This is a genomic window from Rickettsiella endosymbiont of Dermanyssus gallinae (genome assembly GCF_019285595.1).
Classification (GTDB): Bacteria; Pseudomonadota; Gammaproteobacteria; order Diplorickettsiales; family Diplorickettsiaceae; genus Rickettsiella_B.
In genome coordinates this window covers 1,402,480-1,420,379 of the sequence record NZ_CP079094.1, presented here as the reverse complement: position 1 = coordinate 1,420,379, position 17,900 = coordinate 1,402,480, and the positions used below count along the sequence as shown (strand labels likewise).

16 protein-coding genes are annotated in these 17,900 nt (G+C 40.7%); 6 read left to right on the top strand and 10 right to left on the bottom strand.

Translation table 11 applies throughout. The features are described from left to right. Position 1: 1 nt before the first annotated feature. From gcvPB to KX723_RS07160, 7 genes are all read right to left on the bottom strand, one after another. A complete protein-coding gene (gcvPB, locus tag KX723_RS07190; RefSeq protein WP_218813700.1) occupies positions 2-1,456 on the bottom strand; it encodes an aminomethyl-transferring glycine dehydrogenase subunit GcvPB in 1,455 nt (484 codons plus the stop codon). Between the two features lie 5 nt (positions 1,457-1,461). After that, the gene (gcvPA, locus tag KX723_RS07185; protein WP_218813699.1) at positions 1,462-2,826 is read right to left on the bottom strand and encodes an aminomethyl-transferring glycine dehydrogenase subunit GcvPA; all 1,365 of its coding nucleotides are present in this window, start codon (positions 2,824-2,826) and stop codon (positions 1,462-1,464) included. Between the two features lies 1 nt (position 2,827). After that, complete coding sequence (gene gcvH, locus KX723_RS07180) at positions 2,828-3,223, bottom strand: glycine cleavage system protein GcvH (RefSeq protein WP_218813698.1); 396 nt, start codon at positions 3,221-3,223, stop codon at positions 2,828-2,830. Positions 3,224-3,255: 32 nt separating this feature from the next. Then, positions 3,256-4,341, bottom strand: a complete 1,086-nt coding sequence (gene gcvT, locus KX723_RS07175; protein ID WP_218813697.1) for a glycine cleavage system aminomethyltransferase GcvT — start codon at positions 4,339-4,341, stop codon at positions 3,256-3,258. A 107-nt stretch (positions 4,342-4,448) separates the two neighbouring features. Next, positions 4,449-5,366, bottom strand: a complete 918-nt coding sequence (locus KX723_RS07170; RefSeq protein ID WP_218813696.1) for a glycosyltransferase family 2 protein — start codon at positions 5,364-5,366, stop codon at positions 4,449-4,451. A gap of 2 nt (positions 5,367-5,368) precedes the next feature. Further along, the gene (locus KX723_RS07165; protein ID WP_218813695.1) at positions 5,369-6,235 is read right to left on the bottom strand and encodes a ParB/RepB/Spo0J family partition protein; all 867 of its coding nucleotides are present in this window, start codon (positions 6,233-6,235) and stop codon (positions 5,369-5,371) included. Further along, positions 6,232-7,098, bottom strand: coding sequence for a ParA family protein (locus KX723_RS07160; RefSeq protein ID WP_218813694.1), 867 nt, complete (start codon positions 7,096-7,098; stop codon positions 6,232-6,234). The genes KX723_RS07165 and KX723_RS07160 overlap by 4 nt, the downstream gene beginning before the upstream one ends. A 139-nt stretch (positions 7,099-7,237) precedes the next feature. Here KX723_RS07160 and KX723_RS07155 point away from each other — a divergent pair, with 139 nt between their 5' ends. From KX723_RS07155 to KX723_RS07140, 4 genes are all read left to right on the top strand, one after another. Beyond that, entirely contained in the window at positions 7,238-8,113 is an 876-nt protein-coding gene (locus tag KX723_RS07155; protein ID WP_218813693.1) for a metal ABC transporter solute-binding protein, Zn/Mn family, read from the top strand. After that, the gene (locus KX723_RS07150; RefSeq protein WP_218813692.1) at positions 8,094-8,906 is read left to right on the top strand and encodes a metal ABC transporter ATP-binding protein; all 813 of its coding nucleotides are present in this window, start codon (positions 8,094-8,096) and stop codon (positions 8,904-8,906) included. The genes KX723_RS07155 and KX723_RS07150 overlap by 20 nt, the downstream gene beginning before the upstream one ends. After that, entirely contained in the window at positions 8,863-9,681 is an 819-nt protein-coding gene (locus KX723_RS07145; protein WP_218813691.1) for a metal ABC transporter permease, read from the top strand. Before KX723_RS07150 ends, KX723_RS07145 begins: the two co-directional genes overlap by 44 nt. Positions 9,682-9,759: 78 nt before the next feature. Beyond that, the gene (locus KX723_RS07140) at positions 9,760-9,930 is read left to right on the top strand and encodes a hypothetical protein (protein ID WP_218813312.1); all 171 of its coding nucleotides are present in this window, start codon (positions 9,760-9,762) and stop codon (positions 9,928-9,930) included. Between the two features lie 126 nt (positions 9,931-10,056). Here KX723_RS07140 and KX723_RS07135 read toward each other — a convergent pair whose 3' ends face one another. Both KX723_RS07135 and KX723_RS07130 read right to left on the bottom strand, forming a co-directional pair. After that, positions 10,057-11,151, bottom strand: coding sequence for a ribonucleotide-diphosphate reductase subunit beta (locus KX723_RS07135; RefSeq protein ID WP_218813690.1), 1,095 nt, complete (start codon positions 11,149-11,151; stop codon positions 10,057-10,059). A gap of 43 nt (positions 11,152-11,194) precedes the next feature. Next, positions 11,195-14,050: a ribonucleoside-diphosphate reductase subunit alpha gene (locus KX723_RS07130; protein WP_218813689.1), complete on the bottom strand. Its 2,856-nt coding sequence runs from the start codon at positions 14,048-14,050 to the stop codon at positions 11,195-11,197. Between the two features lie 414 nt (positions 14,051-14,464). On the opposite strand from KX723_RS07130, the gene KX723_RS07125 reads away from it, so the two are divergent. Next, positions 14,465-15,856 carry a phosphomannomutase/phosphoglucomutase gene (locus KX723_RS07125; protein WP_218813688.1) on the top strand — a complete coding sequence of 464 codons (1,392 nt, stop codon included), beginning with the start codon at positions 14,465-14,467 and terminating at the stop codon, positions 15,854-15,856. Between the two features lie 4 nt (positions 15,857-15,860). After that, positions 15,861-16,625: an exodeoxyribonuclease III gene (locus tag KX723_RS07120; RefSeq protein WP_218814982.1), complete on the top strand. Its 765-nt coding sequence runs from the start codon at positions 15,861-15,863 to the stop codon at positions 16,623-16,625. On the opposite strand, the gene KX723_RS07115 is transcribed toward KX723_RS07120, so the two are convergent. Then, a complete protein-coding gene (locus KX723_RS07115; protein WP_218813687.1) occupies positions 16,552-17,877 on the bottom strand; it encodes an OTU domain-containing protein in 1,326 nt (441 codons plus the stop codon). The two genes, KX723_RS07120 and KX723_RS07115, sit on opposite strands and share 74 nt — an antisense overlap. Between the last annotated feature and the right edge of the window lie 23 nt (positions 17,878-17,900).

Genomic DNA, 17,900 nt, shown 5'->3' with positions numbered 1-17,900 from the left:
TTTAGTTCCAAGTTAGATTTAATTCTTTTGCGGCTTTAACGTCATCTAAGCGTTGTACCGGTAGATGATGCGGTGCATTTTGCAGTGTGGCTGGATTTTCTTTTGCTTCGCACAGTATTTTTTCCATCGCCGTAATAAAAGCATCTAATTCTTGTTTTGATTCTGTTTCAGTCGGTTCAATCAATAAACATTCTGGAACAAGTAAAGGAAAATATGTCGTTGGTGCATGAAAGCCAAAGTCGAGTAAACGCTTTCCTATATCCATGGCGGTGACATGACACTCTTCCTTCAGTTTTTTTAAGGTCAGAATAAATTCATGACTTGCACGACGTTGTGAGAATGCTGCCGTGTAACCAATGGCTTTAAGTCGAGTTAGTAAATAATTAGAATTCAGTGTGGCAAACTTTGAAACGCGTGTTAAGCCATTACAACCCAGTAACCGCGCATAGATATAAGCACGTAGCAGGATACCGGCATTACCCATAAAAGTAGATAGTCGACCAATGCTTTGTGGTCTATCTTTTAAATTCAACCAGCGATATTGTTTATTTTCATAAGCAACCGTAGGAACAGGTAAAAAGGGTAGTAGCCGTTCTCCAACTGCAACTGGACCTGCGCCCGGTCCGCCACCACCATGGGGTGTAGCAAATGTTTTATGTAAATTCAGATGCATCACGTCAAATCCCATATCACCGGGTCTGACTTTACCTAAAATGGCATTGAGATTGGCGCCATCATAGTAAAGTAAACCGCCGGCCTCATGAATGGTTTTAGCAATTTCTTCAATTTGTCTTTCGAATACGCCCAAGGTAGAGGGATTCGTTAACATAATTCCCGCTGTTTGAGGACCTACCGCTGCTTTTAATGCCGCTAAGTCCACATCGCCGGTTTCTTTGTTGGTTGGAATTTCACGTACGGTATAACCACACATGACAGCAGAAGCGGGGTTAGTACCGTGTGCTGCATCAGGCACAAGAAATTCGGTACGTGCTGTATCACTACGTGATTCGTGATAGGCCTTAATCATGGCAACGCCTGCAAATTCACCTTGCGCGCCGGCCATCGGTGATAAAGAAACACCGCGCATGCCGGTCACTTCTTTTAAAGTTTCTTGAAACTCATACAAGCAGTGTAGGGTGCCCTGACAGTTTTCTGCGGGTGTTAAAGGATGTTGGTTTAAAAACGCTGGCAAGGAGGCTAAACGGTGTACACCACGCGGATTATATTTCATGGTGCATGAACCCAATGGATAAAAATGGGTATCAATAGAAAAGTTTTTTTGCGATAAGCGCGTGAAATGGCGTACTACTTGTAGTTCTGAAACTTGTGGTAGTAAGGGTTCTGTTTTACGTAATAAACCCTCAGGAATAGACGAAAAAAAATCGCTAGTATTATCGTTAACGGGGATTTGTGCTTTGGCAATACGACCCGACTGGCTAAGTTCAAAAGTAAGCATAGTTTTTATGAGTGTGAGGTTAATAGATGTGAGAGTTGTTGCTGATAAAAATCAAGTTCCGCTTGGTTTTTTGTTTCAGTAACACAGACTAATAAAGTGTTTCCTAATTCAGGATAGAGTGCAGACAGATCAAATCCACCTTGTATGCCAATTTTTGCTAAATCATTTAATACCGTATTAACAGGTTTTGATAAACGAATGACAAACTCGTGGAAAAAGGGTGAGTGAAAGAGCAATGCTACGCCAGCAATTTGTGTTAATTGTTTAGCTAATTTTTGTGCATTATGGTGTGCTGCTTGCGCCACTTTTTTTAAGCCGCTGGGGCCTAATAAACTCATATAAATGGTTGCCGCGGTAACGAGCAATCCTTGATTAGTGCAGATATTAGAGGTGGCTTTTGCGCGACGGATATGTTGTTCGCGTGCTTGTAAGGTCAGTGTAAATCCGGTCTTACCCGTTTTGTCTACGGTACGTCCAACAATTCGACCCGGCATTTGTCTGACCCATTCTTTTTTGCAACACATAAAGCCAAAGTAGGGTCCTCCGCCGGCCAGTGGTATGCCCAGCGGTTGGCCTTCACCACACACAATATCAGCACCTTTTTGTCCCCATTGTCCTGGTTCTTTGATTAATCCTAAAGCGATGGGATTTGTTACGGCAATGACAAAACTATTATTTTCATGTGCCCAATCGGTTAATTGATCGACGGCTTCAAATGAACCAAAAAAATTAGGTTGTTGAATGACTAAGGCACAGATATCTTGCTGATTCCACGGTTCTAGCGCGGTTAATGGCGTATTGCCGTGATCACCATAAGAAATTTCAATGAGTTCAATTTTTTGTTGTGTGACGATGGATTGTATTGTTTGACGATAAAAAGGGTGCAAAGTTTTAGGAATTAAAATGCGGGCTGATTTGCTTTGTTTGTTGGCTCTAACCGCCATTAAAATGGCTTCAGCAAGCGCAGACGCGCCGTCATACAGTGATGCATTGGAGTAATCCATACCCGTCAAGCTGGTCATCATGGTTTGATATTCATAGATGAGTTGCAAGGTGCCTTGGCTCGCTTCTGCTTGGTAGGGTGTATAAGCCGTCATGAATTCACCACGACTGGTCAAATCCCAAACCGCCGCAGGAATATGATGTTCATAAGCACCGGCACCGATAAAACAAAGTCCTTTTTTGTTTTCTTGTGCACGTTCTTGTAGAAGACGCGCCGTTTCCATTTCGTTTAATCCGGCAGGGATATGCTTAAGTTCAGTATTTTTTAGGTGTGCAGGAATTTCATCAAAAAGATCATCTATGCTATGCACACCAATGGTAGCTAGCATTTCTTGTACTTCAAGGTCGGTATGAGGGATAAATGGCATGTTAGTGCGTCTCAACAGTAATTTTTTCTTCGTAGTTTTTTGCGCTTAAAAGTTTTTCTAATTCCTTTGGGTCAGAAAATTTAATGCGAAATAACCAGCCTTTACCATAAGAATCTGAGTTAACCAAATCAGGCGCATCGCTTAATGTAGGGTTTGCTTCAATGATTTCACCGGAAAGTGGCGAATAAACATCGGCGGCGGCTTTTACCGATTCTAATACACAAATTTCTTCACCTTGTTTCGTCTGTTTTGCTAGGGCAGGTAATTCAACAAAGACAATGTCACCTAATAAGGCTTGTGCGTGATCGGTAATGCCAACACGGGCAATATTTTCTTCTTCTAATTTAATCCATTCATGCGTGGCAGTATATTTCAATTCTTCAGGTAATTTTTTCATAAATTTAAAGTCTCTTTTATCAGTGAATTTTTTTATTCAAACGCTTTTTTTCCTTTGCGTATAAAAGGCGGTTTAATAATCTTTGCCCGGTAGTTTTTATCACGAATCGTAACATGACAATAATCACCACTTGCCAGTGGTAATCGTGCCAGTGCGATAGAGCAGGCCAAACTCGGTGCATAACTGGCGCTGGTAATATGTCCTGTATCGCCTTTTTCTGTGGTTAATACGCAATCTTTACGTAGTATAGCCCGTTCTTCTAGCACTAAACCATACAATTCACGTTGCAGTTGATTGCGTTGTTGTGTGAGTGCTTCGCGTCCTATAAAGTCACGATCGCTTGGCTCCCAATCAATTGTCCAGGCTAGATTAGACTCTAATGGTGTCGTACTGATATCCATATCCGAGCCATGCAGATTAAAGCCGGCTTCTAAGCGCAAAGTATCACGCGCCCCGAGCCCACAGGGTGGAATACCTAAAGCCAATAAACGTTGCCAAAAGGTTTTTGCTTCATTTTGTGGAAGCATCACCTCAAAACCATCTTCGCCGGTATAACCGGTTCTAGCCACACACCAGTTGTTTTGTTCTACGCAGTGAAAAGGTTTTAGGTTTTCAATCAGTGCGTGTTGCGTTTCATTAAAAGCGGGCAAGGATTTTTGTCTGGCATTCGGACCTTGAATAGCCAGGATGGAAAGATCGTGTCGTTCCTCAATCCGCAGATCACTAAAGCGTTCCGCTTGTTGATTGAACCAATTCAGATCTTGTTCACGGTTTCCTGCATTAACGACGATTCGATAACGTTGTTCCGATAATTGATAAACAATTAAATCATCGAGAATGCCGGCTTCATCATTTAATAAGCAACTATACAGTGCTTTGCCAGGCTTAAGTTTTTGTGGATTATTGGCTAATAAATAGCTGAGATACGCTAAGCTATTTTTACCCGAAATATCGATGGCCAACATGTGGGAAACGTCGAATAGACCACTATCTTGCCTGACTGCATGATGCTCTTGTATTTGTGAGCGATAATGTAGCGGCATATCCCAACCTGCAAAATCGACAAGCTTGGCACCAGCCGTTTCGTGTTGTGCATAAAGGACTGTTCTTTTTCCCATGGTAATTCCATTATTTTAATGTCATTGGTCCTGATTATAACGCGATTAAGACGACGTTAGTATACTTAAAATAGCTTGTGATGGGGTGGTAATACTGTAAGTGTGGCTTAAGCAGTAAATGATTTTACTAAACGAGATTTTAATAGTTTGAGTTCAAAACGACGGAATACATCCCATATTTTAGGATAGTGCCAGCATTTTTTGAGGATACTACGAACCAGTTTTCTCGCCAAACGCTTTTCCCCAATACGATAGTAATTCGCGGCAAGACTGGTGTAGTAGTACAGCCAGAGTGCTAACTGTTGATTGAGGAACTTATCATTCGTATATAAGAAATATTGCATCGCATTAATGATAGTAGGGATAGAGATGGAACGACTTAAGCTGGATTGCTGATGGATATACATATTAAGCAAGACCTTTGGAATGGAGGTATAGCTTATATTGGCTTCCAGCATACGTAGAACCACGTCTAAATCTTCAGCAAAAATCATTTCGGGATTAAAGATGCCTGCACGTTTAAAGCAAAGACGATGATAGACAAGTCCAACATAATCCATCTTGGTAATGAATAATAAGTTTTTTTCTTGAGCCAAATGCCATATCTGCGTTTTTGTGGTTGCGTTTTTGTGTTCTAGATTATCGGATGTAAATATCTTAGCGATTCCAACACGAATAAAGCCAATAAAGGGCTTTTTTTTCTTTTCTATACACTGAAAGATTTCTTGTAAAAACGCCGGTAAATATTCATCATCATCGTCTAAAAAACACAGATATTCGCCTTTAGCTTGTTTTATACCGGTATTTCTTGCTGTAGAAACACCCTGATTATGATCTTGTTGAATATAAGTAATTCTGTTGTCGGTGAATTCAGCTACCACGGATTGTGTGTTATCCGTTGAGTGATCATCGATAATAATCAGCTCAAAATCGCTAAAGGTTTGTTGTAGTACACTGCGTATAGCGCGTGGTAAGAGCTGACTACGGTTATAAGTGGTGAGTATGATAGAAAATAAAGGAACCATTATTAATTGATATGGGCGAGGATTCCATCCAACTCTTCTAAGCTATTATAGTGAATAACCAGTTGTCCTTTACCTTGTAAACCTTGTTTAAAGAGTACTTTCGCACCTAATTTATCGGATAGATTGCGTTCTAATAGCGCTACATCGGCATTTACCTTGACTGGGATGGCATGCGTTTGTTCAAGGAACGTCCCGTTTTGTACTAAGCGTTCTGTTTCGCGAACAGAGAGTTTATTTTTGACTACTTTTTCAGCCGCTTGAATTTGCAGTGCCGGATCTAAACTTAACAAGGCGCGGGCATGGCCCATTTCGAGTTGGCCTTGTTGTAGTAATAGTTTAACTGGTGGTGCTAAACTTAATAAGCGTAGTAAATTAGTGACTGCAGTACGCGAACGGCCAAGTGTTTCCGCAATCTGCTGGTGTGTCATGCTGAATTCGCTAATCAGCCGTTGTATGCCTTCCGCTTCTTCTAATGGGTTTAAATCTTGGCGCTGAATATTTTCGATTAAAGAGATGGCTAGCGCTGTTTCATCAGAAATAGTTTTAATTAAAACCGGTACTTCAGTGAGTTGTGCGAGTTGCGCGGCACGCCAACGACGTTCGCCCGCGATAATTTCATAACGATTTTTTTCAATAGCACGTATGACGATCGGATTAATAATGCCTTGCATACGAATCGAATTAGAAAGTTCTTCCAATGCCTCTTTTTTAAATTCGCGTCGCGGTTGATAACGTCCCGCTTGCAACTTTTCTATAGGTAAGTAACGTAATTCTTCTTTTGCCAGGGTGCTGGTTTGCACTAAATCGTCAAAGGGCTGACCGCTTAATAGCATGCCCAGATTTCGGCCTAAACGTGATTTTTTCATCATACTACCTGTTCAACAGACGGAGGTTTTTCATGCTTGGAACGTTTTTTTAATAGTATATTCGGCGTTGCTAAAGGCGCTGATTCTACGAAAGCACCTGCATCCTGTCCATCGCGGACTAAGATTTCTTTGGCTAAACTGATGTAGGCTTGGCTGCCGCTGGATTGGGGATCGTAGAGCAAAGCCGGTTGACTATGGCTAGGGGCTTCAGCCAAGCGGATATTACGTGGAATAGTCGTTGTATACAGTTTATCTTTAAAGTGTGTGAATAATTCTTCAGCCACTTGTTTGGCTAAGCTATTACGGCTATCGAATAAGGTGCGTAATATGCCATGAATTTGCAAAGCTGGGTTGACGGTTGTGCGTATACTTTGTAGCGTATTCATTAAGTTGCTGAGGCCTTCCAATGCAAAATATTCACACTGTACAGGGATGATCACAGAATCAGCGGCAACTAAAGCATTGACGGTTAATATATTTAATGAAGGCGGGCAATCTAAGAGAATATAATCGTAGGATTCGATTAAAGGGGCGAGTACTTTTTTAAGTGTATATTCGCGTTGCTCTTTTTGTAATAACTGAATTTCAGTCTGTGTGAGATCGCCTGAGCCGGGAATGAGTGTGTAGTGCGCCGGTGTTTTTATCAGACTCTCTTCGACGGGGGTTTCACCCAGAAGTACCTGTGCAATGTTAGCGCTGGTTGCTTCTTTTTGAAAAAGACTGCCGGTCGTTGCATTGGCTTGTGGATCCAAATCGATTAACAGGGTTTTTTGTTTTAGTAAGGCCAGGGACGCGGCCAGGTTAATGCAGCTCGTAGTTTTACCTACGCCGCCTTTTTGATTCACAATAGCAATAATTTTGCCCATAGAGCCTCATCACTCAGTCTTGACATGTTTGGTATAGTATAACGATTCGCTAGAGTTCTGCATAACCGTATAGTGAGATCTATTTGCTCAAGGGTCTTGTTACTCGGGTACACCCCGGTTTTTAATAAAAAGGCTAGTAATGTTTAAATTTCATTCAATCCTATTTTTTTTGGTAGGCGTTTTTTTCTATCAAAGCAGTATCGCAGCGCCTATCCATATTGTTGCAGCAGAAAATTTTTATGCTTCAGTCGCTAAAGAGATAGGTGGATCCTATGCTTCTGTAGAAAGTATCATGAGCCAGCCGGATCAAGATCCACATTTATTTAATGTGACGCCTCGTATCGCTAAAAGTCTGAGTCAGGCCGATCTCGTTGTCTTCAATGGCTTAGGTTATGATGCTTGGATGGAGGGCTTGTTAAGTGTTACAGCTGTTTCAACGCAGGCTAAAATGTGTGTAGCACAATTAGTGAATAAAAAGGAAGGAGATAACCCGCACATTTGGTACGATCCGATGACCATGCCAATATATGCAAAAACATTAGTTAATTTTTTAACTCAAAAAGATCCGGTACATCAAGCGGTTTATCAAACAAATTACCAAGCGTTTATTAAACGTTATCAACGATTAAGTGACTTAATTCAGCAACTAAAACCGCAGTCGCAACATGTTAGAGTGATAGCAACAGAGCCGGTGTTTGCTTATATGGCAAACGCCTTAGGTTTTGACATGCAAGGAATGCCCTTTCAAATTAGTATGATGAATGGTGTTGATCCGAGTCCGCAACAAGTACTGGAATTTCAACATGCCTTACAAACTCGTAGCGTTAAGGTTTTATTTTATAATAAGCAAGTAAGCAGTCCTTTAATTCAACAGTTATTAAAGGTGGCTAAGCGGAATGCTATTCCAGTCATCGGTATAACCGAGACACAACCGGCAAATACCACGTATAGTGGGTGGATGTCGGATCAATTAAATCAATTGGCTAAGGCGCTGCATGAACACGCTAGCATTTAAACAACTGGGCCTTGCCTATGGGAAGCGTTCTATTTTTAGTGATTTCACCGCAACGATTAAGCAGGGTGAATTTATTGCTATTTTGGGAGCAAATGGGGCAGGGAAGAGTACCTTGTTACGTTCAATCTTAGGGTTAGTGCCTATCAAGCAAGGGCAGATATCTATTTTTCAGCAACCTGTTCAGAAGGGTTCTGCATTGATTGGCTATATGCCGCAAGTAAGACAGAATTTGGTTAATCGTTCTTTGAGCGCGAAGACATGGTTAACGGCTAATTTGAATGGATTTAAATGGGGATTGCCGATTTTAAGTAAACAACAAAAACAAGAGTTATCTCGTGTTGTTCATTTGGTGAAAGCAGAACAACTCATGCATCGATCGTATGCGCTTTTATCGGGTGGGGAACGTCAACGATTATTATTAGCACAGGCATTGCTGAATAAGCCTAAAATTTTACTACTCGATGAGCCCTTAATGAATCTTGATCCCTATTATCAAGAAAATTTAGTGGCCTTAATTAATAGCATTCGTGTGGAATTGGGTATCACCGTATTATTTACCTCACACGATATTAATCCGCTCTTAAACTGTGTTGATAGAGTGCTTTATTTAGCCAGAGGGAAAGCGGCTATTGGTTTAGTGGATGAAATTATAACTAGCGAAAAACTAAGCGAACTTTACGATAAAGAAATTCATGTTATTCGCTATGAACAACAACTTTTTGTGATAAATAAAGATACAGGATACCATCATGGCAGTCACTGCAGGCCCGATCTTGATCATTTCTCTGTTTGAATATGATTTCCTACGTAATGCACTGGTAGCGGGTACGGTAGCCGCTATTCTTGCCGGTGTGGTGGGTTATTTTATGGTAATCCGCCGGCTTGCCTTTGCTGGTCACGCCTTAGGACACATTGGTTTTGCGGGTGCAACCGGTGCTGGGTTGCTGGGCTTAAGTCCGCTAACAGGACAATTGTTATTAACGGTATTAGCAGCGGTAGGGATGAGCGGTCTAGGTCACCGGATTAGTAAAAGTGATGTCGCTATCGGTATTGTTTTAGCGTTTGCATTAGGATTAGGTGTTTTATTTTTACACTTCTATATGAATTATGCCGCGCAGGCGATGACGATTTTATTTGGAAATTTATTGGGTGTTTCAGCACATTTAATAAAAATAATGGGCGGTTGTTGTGTAGTGAGTTTGATCGCGTTGAGTGTGATGGCAAGACCCTTGTTATTTTCAAGTTTGGAACCTGAGTTAGCCGAAGCAAAAGGCGTGTCGCTGTCATGTATTTCTATTTTGTTTATGATCATTGCGGCCATCGCTGTGACGATAACAAGTCAAGTGGTGGGGATACTATTAGTATTTACTTTATTGATAGGTCCTGCGGCTGCCGCTTTAAATTGGGCACGTGGGTTTGTTAGTGGATTGTTGTTAACCGTTTTTTTAGGTGTTTTAAGTGTGTGGGTGGGTATTATTTTAGCTTTTATAAGCGATTGGCCGATCCCTTTTTGGATTAGTATGTTAACAGCGGTTATTTATTTTTTAAGTGTTATAAAAAAAAGTTGAAAAAAGGGGAAAGTTATAAAAACTTTTACCCTTTTGTGTATTAGCGCCCAAAAGCAGGTCGATTGGCGTTTTCTTCCGATGAGACAGGAAAGCATTGTGAAAGCAATGCGAAGTCGAAGAGCCCGCGATAGGCGTGCGTTGACGGGCGAAGCAGGAAACGCATCACGCCGTAAAGTCATTTGTGCGAGGCACGGGCATGAACTCCGAAGGAGTGAGTGCGTGCCGGACGCAGGACGTATCGCGGCCTAATTTCAGTCGCGTCATGCGAACGAATTTCGGGGACACCATGGCCGAAATTCTTCGGGAGCATAGCGACTCACTTGGACTGCGCATATGTTTTCCATGTTTTTCATGTTTTTCATCGAGCGTGATCTATCAATCTTCCCAATTTAAACTTCCACCGGTTTGGTATTCGGTGACACGTGTTTCAAAGAAATTCTTTTCTTTTTTAAGATCGATAATTTCGCTCATCCATGGTAACGGATTAGTGATGCCAGGGTATTGTTCAGGTAAGCCAATCTGCGCTAAGCGTCGATTACCGATAAACCGTAAATAATCCCACATCATGTTGGCGTTTAATCCAAGAATGCCGCGCGGCATGGTATCTAAGGCATATTGGTATTCTAGTTCTACACCTTCTTTAACCAGATTAATAACATACTGTTTAAATTCACTAGTCCATAGATGTGGGTTTTCCAGTTTAATTTGGTTAATGACGTCGATACCAAAATTAAGATGCATGGATTCATCGCGTAAAATGTATTGGAATTGCTCCGCTGTACCCGTCATTTTATTGCGCCGTCCCATGCTCAGGATTTGTGAGAAACCGACGTAGAAAAAGATGCCTTCAAAGACAACATAAAAAGCAATCAGATCACGCAGTAGACGCTGATCATTTTCAGGTGTGCCGGTGCGGAAATGTGAATCGCCTAAACTTTGTGTAAATGGTAATGCCCATTCTGCTTTTTTGGCAACGGTGGGTAGTTCGCGATACATATTAAAGAGGCGTGCTTCATCCATGCCTAAGCTTTCAATCACATACTGATAAGCATGTGTATGTAGGGCTTCTTCAAAGGCCTGACGCAGTAAATATTGGCGACACTCTGGGTTAGTAATGTGGCGATAAACCGCTAAGACAAGATTATTGGCAACTAAAGAATCAGCAGTTGAAAAAAAACCTAGGCTTCGTTCAATGATCATCCGTTCATCTTCTGTTAGGCCATTGGGATCGCGCCATAAAGCAATATCTGCCGACATATTAATTTCTTGTGGCATCCAGTGATTAGCACAGGCGGCTAAATATTTTTCCCAAGCCCATTTATATTTAAAGGGAACAAGTTGATTAAGATCGGCACGACAGTTGATGATTTTTTTATCATCAACTTGTATGCGTGCGGCGCCCATTTCAATGGTTTCTAAACCAGTGAAACCAGCCGTTTCACTGGTCGTTGAAAGTATAGGGTTCGTCATTCACAATTCTCCAAAATTAAAAAAGCTGAGTTGTTTATAATAATTATTGACATGATTCGCAGTCCGGATCGAGTATCGAGCAGCTAGGCCCAGAGGTAGGTTCAGCGAATGACTGCACCGCATTTAAATGTCCTTTTTCTAGCGTTGCTTTCTCCATATGGGTCGCGCCTAATGTGCGTAAGTAATAACTGGTTTTTAATCCTTTGAGCCAGATTAATTTATATAATTCATCTAATCTTTTCCCTGAAGGCTCGGCCATGTACAGATTTAAGGATTGACTTTGATCTATCCATTTTTGTCGTCTAGAGCCTGCTTCAACTAACCAATGCACGGGTACTTCGAATGCGGTCGCATAAAGTTGTTTTAATGTTTCAGGAATACGCTCAATTTTTTGCAAGCTACCATCGTAGTATTTGATGTCATTGAGCATGACGGCATCCCAAAGCCCAAGTGATTTTAAGTCTTTAATTAAATAAGGATTAATGACAGTAAATTCACCTGACATATTCGATTTCACGAAGATGTTCTGGTAAGTCGGTTCTATGGATTGAGAAACGCCACAGATGTTCGAAATAGTGGCTGTTGGAGCAATCGCCATACAATTTGAATTGCGCATGCCATTCTGCATGACTTTTTGTCGTAAAGGTGCCCAATCTAAGGTGCTGGTTTGGTTTTGATTGAGCCATTCGCCACGGGTTTCTTGTAAGCGTGCTATGGAGTCTATGGGTAAAATACCTTGGCTCCAAAGTGAACCGGGAAAACTTTCATAGCTGCCGCGTTCTTTTGCCAAATCACTGGACGCTTCAATCGCATAGTAACTGATCATTTCCATGGACTGATCAGCGAATGCAATAGCCTTTTCTGAAGCATAAGGTACGCGTAATTGATAAAGTGCATCTTGAAAACCCATGAGGCCTAAGCCAATAGGGCGATGTTTTAAATTAGAACGCCGCGCTTGGGGGGCCGTGTAATAATTGATGTCGATGACATTATCCAGCATACGAATCGCAGTGCGAACCGTTGCACGTAATTTGCTTTGATCCAGTTCACCTGATTCGTTAAGGTGTTGCGGTAGATTAATACTGCCCAAATTACAGACAGCAATTTCATCCACGGATGTATTGAGTGTGATTTCAGTACATAAATTTGAACTATGAATGGTTCCCACATGTTGTTGGGGTGAACGTAGATTACAAGGATCTTTGAAAGTAACCCAAGGATGACCTGTTTCAAATAATAGGCTTAGCATCTTACGCCATAAATTAATAGCGGGTAACTTTTTAAAGTTTTTGATTTCACCGCGTGCTGCTTTGGCTTCATAGGCTACATATTTTTCTTCAAAGGCTAATCCATAAGCATCGTGTAGATCGGGTGTTTCATCGGGTGAAAATAATGTCCAGTTTTTTCCTTGCATGAGTCGTTTCATGAACAAGTCAGGTACCCAATTGGCCGTATTCATATCATGTGTGCGACGTCTATCGTCACCGGTGTTTTTTCTTAACTCTAAAAATTCTTCTATATCTAAGTGCCAGGTTTCTAAATAAGCGCATACGGCGCCTTTACGTTTTCCACCTTGATTAACGGCAACAGCCGATGCATTCGCAACATTTAAGAAAGGTACAACGCCTAAGGATTTTCCATTGGTGCCTTTGATGCGTGCACCCATTGCTCTGACAGAGGTCCAATCGTTACCTAAACCACCAGCAAACTTTGAGAGTAAGGCATTATCTTTTATAGCACTATAGATTTGGTCCAGATCGTCCGCGACAGTGGTTAAAAAGCAACTGGAGAGTTGTGGGCGTAAGGTGCCTGAATTGAATAATGTCGGTGTGGATGCCATATAATCGAAAGAAGAAAGTAATTTGTAAAATTCGATGGCACGTTCTTCTTTGTTGGGTTCTTTGATTGCCAAACCCATGGCAACACGCATAAAAAACGCTTGTGGTAATTCAAAACGAACCTCATCGGCATGTAGGAAGTAACGATCATAGAGAGTTTGCAAGCCTAGATAGGTAAATTGTTGATCGCGTTGAGGAAGTAGTGCGGCTGTCAATTTTTGTATATCAAAGGTTTTTAGTTCTGGGTCTAATAATTCAAGTGCAATACCTTGTTCAAGATAATGTTGAAAGTAATGCCGGTACAAGTCGTGTAGTGTGTCAGAACCAATCTTTCGTTCTATACCCAGAAAACTTAAGGCTTCCGCATAGAGTGTTCTTAGTAAGAATCGCGCTGTTGCATAGGTATAGTTGGGGTCTTGTTCTACTAAGGAGCGTGCGCTCATGATCAAGGCTTTATCAATATCAGCCAAAGGCATACCATCGTATAAATTACGCAACGTTTCTTGCAAAATCAGACCTGGATTGACTTCTGTTAAGTCATGACACGTTTCTATAATGAGCTTGCTAAGCTGCTCCATGTTTAAGGGACGTTGGCTTCCATCGCTTAATGTAATTTGTAATTGAATGCCAGGCTGAGAAGCGGTTTGGTCGCGCATTTTTCGTCGCTCTTCACGATAGAGCACGTAAGCTCTAGCGACTTGATGTGCTTCGGCGCGCATTAAAACCAGTTCTACTTGATCTTGTATGGTTTCAATAGGCAGTGTGCCGCCTTGTGGTAATCGTTCTTGTAGTATGTGCGTGATTTGCTCGGTAAGTTGCGTGACGCGCTCATGAATCCGGCTTGATGCAGCGGCTTGTCCACCTTCTACCGCAAGAAATGCTTTGGTGATGGCAACTCTGATTTTATTAGGATCATAACTAACCAGTTTTCCATTACGTTTGATAACTTGTAATAGGTTTGTACCGATAGTGGCCGATTTTTCCTCAATATAGGATGTGATTGGCTCATTTGCATTAAGCAAAAGGGAAGACGTCGTTTGTTCGGATGAAAGTCCGCTCATGGAGGCTCCTTAGGTCTGAAAACAGTAAATAGATGGCTAATACAGCGTGGTTAATATTATGTCTCTCTCTCGCTCTCTGGATCTTGTGGTTACGGCAGAACAACAGTTATTTTTAACACGGATGAGAGCATTGCTCATAAATGAGATTAACACAATATCATGTGGTATCTATCCTGTGCAACCACTATATGGAGTGAAAAAGTTTTTAATAAGCTGTGAATAAGTTGGGAAAATCGTGTTAGTATATTGGCCCTTATCGCAATAGAATTTTATTATAAATTCTTTTTGATTCTGTGAATGAATAGGGGTTTAATTCTCAAAAATAAAATAAGCGATTGGGTTTAGTGAAATAAATAACGTTGTGCTTAAGGTTAATCGTTCGGAAATATCAGAAGTAATAGGGGTAAAATTGTTATGTCAGTTGTTCCATTAAAAAATATTTCAGAAAGTATTTTTCGCGCTTATGACATTCGAGGTGTTGTTGATGAGACTATAACCCCCGAGGTTATTTTACTTCTGGGTAGAGCCATTGGAAGTGCAGCGCAAGAACAAGGTGAACGAACCATTATTACTGCACGTGACGGGCGTTTGTCTGGACCCGCTTTAATTGAAGTGCTTCACCAGGGATTACGAGAAAGTGGATGTGATGTTATCCATATCGGTCAAGTACCTAGTCCAGTACTCTATTTTGCGACCCGTACTTTAAGCACACACTCGGGCGTGATGTTAACCGCCAGTCATAATCCAGCTAATTATAACGGTTTAAAAATTGTTTTAGCGGGGAAAAGTTTATCTGAAGAAACCATCGCGGCGCTTTATACCAGGATTCAAACAGGATCTTTTAAATCAGGTAGTGGTGGATATACAGAGATCAATATTCTTGAAGATTATATTAATCGAATTGTTGGCGATGTTAAATTAAAGCGATCGTTGCGCGTGGTGGTAGATTGTGGAAGCGGTATTGCCGGTGTAGTAGCACCTGAATTACTGCGCCGATTGGGTTGTGAAGTGATTGAGTTGTTTTGTGAAGTGGATGGACGTTTTCCTCATCATCATCCTGATCCCAGTGTTCCGGAAAATTTGACTGATTTAATCCAAGCGGTTGCACAGCATAAGGCTGATCTTGGTTTGGCGTTGGATGGCGATGGCGATAGATTAGGTGTTGTTACCAATAAAGGCGAAATTATTTGGCCTGATAGACAATTGATGTTGTATGCCAGTGATGTTTTATCACGTAATCCCGGTGCGCTGATTATTTATGATATTAAATCAACACGAAATTTAGCCGATGTCATTAAACAACAGGGTGGTCGCTCTTTAATGTGGAAGACGGGTCATTCTATTGTTAAAGCGAAGCTGGAAGAAAGCGGCGCTTTATTAGCGGGTGAGATGAGTGGACATATCTTTTTTAAAGAGCGTTGGTATGGGTTTGATGATGGTCTTTATACGGCCGCACGTTTATTGGAGATTATAACCAAAGGCAATCAAAGCAGTAGTGAAGTATTTGCAGCGCTGCCTAATAGCATCAATACACCCGAATTAAAGTTAGCGATTGCAGAAGATAAAAAATTTGCGTTTATGCAAGCGTTTCAAAATGAAGTTGAATTTCCTAATGCGTCAATGAGTAAGATTGATGGTGTGCGTGCCGAATTTAGCGATGGTTGGGGTTTAGTCAGGGCTTCTAATACCAGTCCTTATTTAATACTTCGATTCGAAGCGGTTAGCAAAGAGGCATTGCAACGTATTCAAGCGTTGTTTGCAGAGGCTTTGTTGGCGCGTGATCCTACTTTTAAATTGCCTTTTTAATCCTATGCGAATTATTACTTTAAATCTGAATGGTATTCGTTCTGCCGCAAAAAAAGGATTTTTTGATTGGATGCAAACACAGAAAGCGAATGTTATTTGTTTACAGGAAACCAGAGCGCAAGAACATCAAGCTAGGGAGGCAGTTCAGCTACCGGGTTATCACGCTTATTTTTTTGATGCAGAAAAAAAAGGCTATAGCGGTGTTGCCATTTATAGTCTTAAGAAGCCCGATAAAGTAATAGCAGGATTAGGTTGGGAGTCAGCAGATAAAGAAGGGCGATATATTCAACTTGATTTTCCTCATTTAAGTGTCGCCTCACTGTATATGCCTTCAGGTACCACCGGGGATGTTCGCCAAGCGATTAAATTTCAGTTTCTGAGTGCATATGAAAAAATTTTAAAAAAGCAAAGAAAACAAAAGCGTGAATATATTATCTGCGGGGATTGGAATATTGCACATAAGCCAATTGATTTAAAGAATTGGCGTGCTAATCAAAAACATTCTGGTTTTCTACCTGAAGAACGTGCGTGGCTTGATCATGTGTTTGGTCCCTTGGGTTATGTGGATGCTTTTCGGGAACTAAACCAACTGCCCGATCAATATACCTGGTGGTCAAATCGTGGACGTGCTTGGGAAAAAAATGTCGGGTGGCGCATCGATTATCAAATCGTTACACCAGGTTTGAAAAATAAGCTTAAAGCGATTGAGATATACAAGGAGCAACGTTTTTCAGATCACGCACCGTTACGAATTGATTACGATTTGTAATAATATGAGAATCAAAATTATTTTCTGATGTAGAACGGTTAAATTTCTTTAAACTAGCATAATTTCTTGATAAAAAATCGGCAATGTCTGCATTTTGCAGAATAGCTGCCGCAGCGGCATTATCTGCTATAGCAGGATCATCTGAATCATCCGTGACTAAAGGCTCTTTTATCAGTGCTTTTTCAAGTTCATGATGCAAACCTAATGTATTTAAATGTGTATCCAATTGATCATTACTAACGTCCCATTTTTTGCGCCATGCATCGATGATCAGGCTACTATCTCGTGCTACTATTTTTGCTTGTTTATTTGCTTGTTTATTTGCTTTTTTGAATGTTTCGGTTTTACTAGGGGCATTGTTAAAAATATCTTTGAGGGCCACAAGAGAGTCAAAAACTTGTTTTAACCTTGTAGCAAGATTCTCTAAAGCAGCTTTAGCAAAATCAAGTGATTTTTGTTTATCGTTTTTTACTTCTAGCATTATTTTTTTATTTGAGTCTAGTAATTCTCTAGAGATACGTCGTTCTTTATTTGCGGAGGGTAAAGTAGCTAATCCAAGTTTTTGTTCTCTAGGAACTAGATAATGCCAATGATCACCCTTAAACAGTAAATTAAAAGCCGGAGTTTCCGCTTGTGAATCTTGTGATAGAGAGTCAGAGTGATAATACTTGTTTGTATAAGGGTTTTTGCTTATTAATTTAAGTTGGATGCCAAAATAGTTTGCTAGAGGACCTAGGATTTGTTGACCTATCCACTCACCAGTTCTAAAGAGTTGTATCTCCTCTTCAAGCAAATCTTCTGGTTTTATGCCCATTTCCTCCTCACAAGTTTCTATATAGCTTGCAACGCCTATGAGCCGCAATCCTTGGCCCAAGATTAAGTTAATAGCGGCAAGGCGATCGCGAGTCAGTGGCTGTTCAACTAAGAAATCTTTGAATTGAGAAAAAGTTAGATCATGTTGAAAAAAAAATTCCATAAATTTAAAAAGCTCTACTTCTAGTTCATGCTTAAATTCGGATACATTTATTGATCCTAAGTCTAAACATACTCTAATGACATCTCTAAATTCAGAAAATTTTTTTTCGTCTAAGGTTAATTTATTGTTAATGATGCTATCAATAAGGCCACAGGCAAAGGCATATAAGCCACAATTACCATCACCAAATGGAGAAATTGGGTAATAAGTTTTTCCATTATCAAAAGGATCAAAAGGCTTATCTTTTATATAATGAGGCGAGTTAGCAAAAATCATAAATGATATCGCCAAAATAGTAA